At 38.8% G+C, this 6,317-nt stretch carries 6 protein-coding genes; all 6 read left to right on the top strand.

All coding sequences use genetic code 11. From position 1 onward, the window contains the following. Positions 1-257 (top strand): LPXTG cell wall anchor domain-containing protein (locus tag HMPREF2619_RS02190; RefSeq protein ID WP_148130355.1); only part of this gene is annotated, 257 nt, incomplete at its 5' end. A 76-nt stretch (positions 258-333) separates the two neighbouring features. Further along, positions 334-771 carry a single-stranded DNA-binding protein gene (locus tag HMPREF2619_RS02185; protein WP_001195793.1) on the top strand — a complete coding sequence of 146 codons (438 nt, stop codon included), beginning with the start codon at positions 334-336 and terminating at the stop codon, positions 769-771. Positions 772-930: 159 nt separating this feature from the next. Continuing rightward, a complete protein-coding gene (locus tag HMPREF2619_RS02180; protein ID WP_000113750.1) occupies positions 931-1,176 on the top strand; it encodes a hypothetical protein in 246 nt (81 codons plus the stop codon). 4 nt (positions 1,177-1,180) lie between these two features. After that, positions 1,181-4,309, top strand: coding sequence for a VirD4-like conjugal transfer protein, CD1115 family (locus tag HMPREF2619_RS02175; RefSeq protein ID WP_070458717.1), 3,129 nt, complete (start codon positions 1,181-1,183; stop codon positions 4,307-4,309). Positions 4,310-4,394: 85 nt separating this feature from the next. Next, a complete protein-coding gene (locus HMPREF2619_RS02170; RefSeq protein WP_070458715.1) occupies positions 4,395-4,892 on the top strand; it encodes a hypothetical protein in 498 nt (165 codons plus the stop codon). Between the two features lie 122 nt (positions 4,893-5,014). Beyond that, the coding region (locus HMPREF2619_RS02165; protein WP_398578181.1) for a pLS20_p028 family conjugation system transmembrane protein at positions 5,015-6,317 on the top strand (1,303 nt) is incomplete at its 3' end.

Genomic DNA, 6,317 nt, shown 5'->3' with positions numbered 1-6,317 from the left:
CAGACTTCTACATCGAAGTTGAGCGTATTGCGGCTGGAGAAGTTGAGAATACTTTTGTCAATATTGTCAATGGGCAAGAAATGACTGCGAAGGTAACAACACACACTCCAGAACCACCAAAACCAAGCGAGCCTAAGAAACCAAATCCTCAGCCATCACTTCCAAATACAGGAACAGCAAGCAGCATGCTTCCAGTTGTGGGAATGATTTTGGGATTGTTGAGTCTTGCAGGCCTTCGTAAGTCGAAAGAAAACTAATTTGACGAACTAAAATGAAATGATGACCACAAGTTGAATAAAGACTCTCTTGTGGTCTTTATAGAAAGGAGAAAAAATGCAAGTATTTATCGCTTCTGGACGTGTTGCATTCATTCCAAATGATGCAGTAGATCGAACCAAAAATGGTCATACCAGTTTCAAATTTGAGTTTGTTTGTGATTCGAGTATGACTGATGATACAAATAAACCAATCTCTAGTTTCTTCCATGTACAAGTCTATGGAAAACAAGCGGAGTTGATGGCTCAGAGCCTATCTAAAGGCTCTCCAATCCTCTTAAAAGGAGAAATTATCCAACGACCTTATAATGATGAACAAGGTCAACGTCGGACGTATCAGTTTATTTCCCCAAATCAACAAGGAGGAATTACTTTCCTTGAAAATAGGGAAGCATCTAACCGACGTAAGCAGGAACAACAGGGCTTTTCTCAGCCGATACCAAGTTCTATTCCTCCATCTTATCCTGAACCAATGGATGTAGAATCCCCATTCTAAAGGTATTGAAAGCATACAAGAACACTTGTGTGCTTTTTTGTTACACAAAAAGTTATATAACTTATGATATAACAATATCTTTTGTCCCTTTAACAAAGAATTTGATATTATCCCTTAGAATAGAGGGGAATTAAGAAATAATAAGAAAGGAGTGCAACAATGGCAAGACAAAAATACAATTATCTGTCCGATGAATTGATTGCAGAATCTCTTCAGGTGACCAATTACTTAGAACAAAGTCGATCTAGTCGATTGAATGTTCTTCAGTTGGATGGGGAGAAATGGTTAGAAAATTACTTTAACCGTTATGAGAAAGCCTCTCCAAGGCTACAGTTTCACATATTTCTCTTTTCGAGCTTCTATACTCGAAAAATGGAATGGTTCTTGGAAGGTGTAAGGGGGTAGTCGTTTGTTTGAGTTATTTGAAGTAGTATTTTATACCCTTATCCAACTGATTCGAGCCAGTTGGCTTAATACCTTCCTTTTTCTAGGGGTAGCAGGTTATTACCTATTCAAACTCTTCCAGCCGTATTTTTTAAGAAGCTATCAAAGGTTATTAGCAGGAAAGAGTAGTCTAAGGCAAGCAATAAAAAGAGGTTGGAAAAATCGTAAAGGAATTGATTGGAAACAAGTATGGTTCAAATCAGTTAGAGGGTTGCTCAATGGGATGAAGTCATTCTTACCTAAAATCTTTGCGCTTGTCTCTCTCATTCTTTGGAATGTTTTCTTCAGGATATTCTATACCCTCCCTTTTGTTAAACGAGAACGGAAACGTTTTGATAAAGAAATGAAGCCCATTCTTTATTTTAAAAGTTACCGCAGCTTCGTTTATATGGGATTAGGTTTTAGCTTTATTGCTTTTATCTTAACCAATTACCTGGTTACTGTTTTAAGAGCCACAATTCGCTTTCTCTATTTTAGTGCCTGGTCGTTTAAAGATGCTAGTAAGGCCGTAAACTTCGACTTAAACAGCCTCTTGTTTCAAAGCTTATTGAACGCTAAAGTCTTCTTAATAGCACCAATTTTAGCATTTCCAATCTTTCTATTGGGCTTAGTTATCGCCTGGAAATCTGCCTGGATAAACTTCGAGCAGTTTCGAGACTATAACAACAACGAAGAAGGAGATGACCGTTTTGTGACGATTGATGAAATTCGTCGTCAATACAAAAAGATCCCCAATAAAGATTTAACTTATCCAGGTGAAGGTGGAGCTCCTGTACTTCATGAACTGACTCATGATCTAGCAGGACAAACACTGAGAACTCAAATGTTATGGCAAAATAGAAAAATGAGCCGATACGTGACAAATGCGGAGCGGATTTTAGGCATGTTAGCTTTTCCTTCTGGATATTATTACATTGAAGATAAGCCGACGAATCTGTTAGGAATTGGGATGACTCGTTCAGGTAAGGGTGAAGGTCATATTACTCCAGCAATTGAAATCAACAGTCGTGCTGAATTGCAGCCATCGATGGTACTAGCAGACCCGAAAGGGGAACATTATCAAGCCTCCTACAAACTCATGAGGCAACGTGACTATGATGTCAATGTTCTTTCTTTCCAAAATATGGATTGGTCTATGTCTTTCAATCCGCTAGCTCTAGCCATCGCTGCCGCAAAGAAGGGCTACTATGAGAAAACTCAAACCTATGTCAATGCAGTCGCAGAATCCATTTATCCGAAACAAAAAGGTGGAGAGAAGGGGAATGCTGAATATTTCCGTAAGTCTTCTATATCCCTGTTTAATGCTCTTACAATGGCTTTGATGGATCGAGCTAATGAAACCGTTCAAAATGGTGAAGACGATGCCTGGGATACCATTACGATCCCTAACGTTGCGAAATTCTTGGCGACAATGGGTTCTGAAGAAGTCTTTGTAGATGGTGCTGGAGAAATCGTCGAGAATCCAAGCAGAGAACAACAAGTGTCGAAAAAGTCAAAAATCACAGTCTATTTTGATAATTTGAGACAAGTCAATCAACAACAATTCTCGAAATTTAGACAAATGGCTGATATCGAATTTCGTGCTTCAGACTTTGGTGGTGATGAGACTAAAGGTAATGTCTACTCTAGCATGATGACAGGAATCAATCTGTTCTTGCAAGACAACGTGGCCAAACTGACTTCTAAAAACTCTATTGATTTAGAGTCTGTTGGCTTCCCACGTCGATTATCTGTCAAGCTGAGATCAAGCACCAACAGTCAGCTTAAAAACGAATTTAAGCACAAAACTGCTAAAGTAACGATTACAGGATTGAAGAAGTGGGGTAAAGTCGAAAAGAAAGTCGATTTTATAAAGCAAGCGACAGCTTTAGTCGATGGGGAAGGGTATCTGACCTATGCCATTGAGCCTAAACTTCCAGATCAGTTTACGGTAACGATTGATTTCAATCATAAGAATAATGGCCATTCCCCTGTTCGAGATCAAATCTTTCAATTTTCAGCTGAAAAAGTCTATCGAAGAAACGGAGATAGTCTAGAACTAGATGAGTATAGCAAGAAGCCGATTTTAGATCATATCGATATAACCGTCCTTAAGAATAAAGAAGATACCAAAAATCTTCTTCAGGAGTCGGATATTGAACTGGTCTATTCAGATAAACCGAAAGTCATTTACCTGGTAACACCGCCAAACCGAACAGAGTATAATGGGATTGTTTCGTTATTCTTAGATCAGCTATTCAATGCTAACTATGAGCTTGCTCTCTCAAGTGGTCGTAAATGTATTAATCGGATTCTCCATATCTTAGATGAGTTTACAAATATCCCTGCGATTCCTCACATGGATACAAAAATATCTATTGGATTGGGTCAAAACATTCTCTATTATCTATGGATTCAAAATCTGGAGCAATTGGATGATAAATACGGCCAAAATGTTGCTCGAACCATTATGGACAACTGTTCATTGAAGGTTTATGTTAAAACAACATCTTCAGATACCAATAAGAAATTTAGTGCTGACCTGGGTACACGTACCATCACCAGAAGACGGCGCTCCAGCAATATCCTAGACGAAGCCAATCCAAACGTGTCAGTCGAGAATCCAAAACAAGAGTTGTTGACACCAACGCAATTGGCCAAGCTCCAGGAAGGAGAAGCGGTTATCTTACGTGGAGTCAAGGGACGGGATAATGTTGGACGTAAGGTCACAACGGATCCAATCTTCGCACATGATGAGACGAGCTTCCCTTACAAGTACATGTTCTTACAAGAGGAGTTTGATACATCGATGACTCTTGCGGATATTCCAGTCGAAAGTGCACACCGTGAGCTAGAACTTCAGGAGATCGCAGTTGATGCAGGTACAGCCTTCAACAACATCATAGACTGGAGGCAACGTTTGACCATGCCTCTCCTCAGCAACAATGGAGAAACTCCTAAACTATCAGGTCGTCACAGTAAAGGACAAAAGGTACAATCCCAATCATTTACATCTACAGATGAACTATTCCAGGCGGCTGCAGCTAGTGTTATTCAAGGTGACTATGATTATTATGATGATGGAGACGACTTTTTTGCGGATGAAGTTATCTAAAAAGATATACAATAAGTTATATAAACACTTGCAAGAAAAAAAGCTGTTTGCTATAATAAAATAAAGAATGGTTAGGAGAAAAATGATGAAAGCAAATCACTTTTTAAGAATTGTTTTAGTAGGTTTAGCCTTAATTATACTCGGAGCTTGTGGTCAAAAATCACCTGATTCTATTGCTAAAAATGTGCTAAAAGATAGCTATACAGGATCTTCCCCAGAAGATAGTTATGAGAGCAGTGTTTTTACGGGTGGAGCAGGATCTACCGTAAAATTTGATAAAGAGAATAGGACAATCTCAAATGGTGACGATAGAGACATTAAGTATAGTGTTCTTTCAGAAGAACAAGTGAAGACAATCCCAGCCGCTTTCAGAGGAACTATTGTTAGTTTAGAGAGTCAGCTGAAAGGAAAGGATACTTTTACAATCGCTGTTGATTATAGGGGTGTAGATAAGCCTGAAGAAGCAGAGGCTTATTATCAAGTCGTTTTGACTGAGGGTGGTAAAAAAATCCGAATCATTGAGCTACGTCGTGGCTATAAAGAAGACAATGCTTTCTATGATTTCAATGGAAAAGCAGATTAATTTACAAAAGTCTCAATTATTTGAGGCTTTTTTGGTTATCAGAATTTCATTGTCCCTTTAAAAACGATTTTGTCATTATCGAATATGATAGGGGTATCTTAAAAAGAAAGAAGGTACCTTTAGTGCACTATCAAACCTTTTCAGATTTGGTGAATGAGATCAAGAATCTCAATGGTGAAATCACAGGTGAGAATGCAAAAAAGCTGGGGGAGTTCTATTCCTATTGGGGGAACTATTTAGAACCGACTCCTGCATTTATGGCATTTCTCACCTATTTACCAGGAGGGATTGCAAAAGCTCTTTATCAAATCACTTCCAGTCTAGAACATGTTTTTAATAATATGTTCAAGCTCTTTGGGCTTTTCGGATATTTGGGGGATCAGAAGACAGTCATTGGTCAATTTTTCTACTGGTTTCAGATATTAGGAACGTCCTTGTTTACTCTGATTTTGGTTGTGTCGGCTATCGCAGGAGTCTTTACTAAGCCAGTAAAGTATAAGGGGGTTATTATTAATTTCCTTTTGGTGACTGCAGTAACCTCGGTTTTGCCTTTAGCTTTGACCACCATCTCAACAGCAGTGGCACAGGATGCCATGTCTATCCAGACAGTCTCCAGTGAAGCGCCATCTGGTAGTCAACCAACTTCCTCCTTGGCTCTTCAACCCATGAAAAATAATGTGGTAGACCTAAAAGTCTTGATTTACAAGGATTTTTCTACGGAGTTGTTTCCAATGGATGATTATGGCTATATCAAGCCTGTTCAGGAAGGCTCTACTCCTGTCAATAATATCACGGATGACCCTGCACAGCGGGATACGACTGATTTTGCGACTAAAATCGATTTTGGGGCAAACTATGGTACAACAAATCCAAAAATGTTGGAAGATATAATGAGCGAAGACAAAATACCTGGTATTAAAGGCTTGTTCCTACATAAGTTGAATTCCAATAATACTGGAGTTGAAAGCATTACAGAACACCGAGTCATTAATCAATTGAGTGCTTTTGAATCAGTTTATATGCGCTATAAAGTCAACTGGATAGGGATGTTTCTTCAGTACATTATCCTTGTTGTTCTATTGGTCAGCATGATCATTAAGCTCGTCAAATCAATTTTTGATATTTTGATTGAGGCAATGATCTCTCCGATTCTTGGTTATAGCTCCCTATCAAACTCAAAGAAATACAAAGAGTTGTTAAGAACGATTGGTGGTGCCTTAGCAGGAATCTTCTTTGAAGTTATTATTATGCGTGTAACACTTGAGATTTTCAGAGATTTGCCAATCCTATCTGTTTCAGCAGTATCTAAGCTTTCTGGCGGATTCTTTGATGGACTCAATATGTGGGAACAGTGTCTTGCAGCTGCCTTTGTCTATATTGGAGTATTCTTTGCGGCAATGCAAGGAGTGGCCATGATTGAACGCT

This window comes from Streptococcus sp. HMSC074B11 (assembly GCF_001808705.1).
GTDB lineage: Bacteria > Bacillota > Bacilli > Lactobacillales > Streptococcaceae > Streptococcus.
Note: the sequence above shows the minus strand (reverse complement) of the source record. Positions and strands in the feature narration are given on the sequence as shown.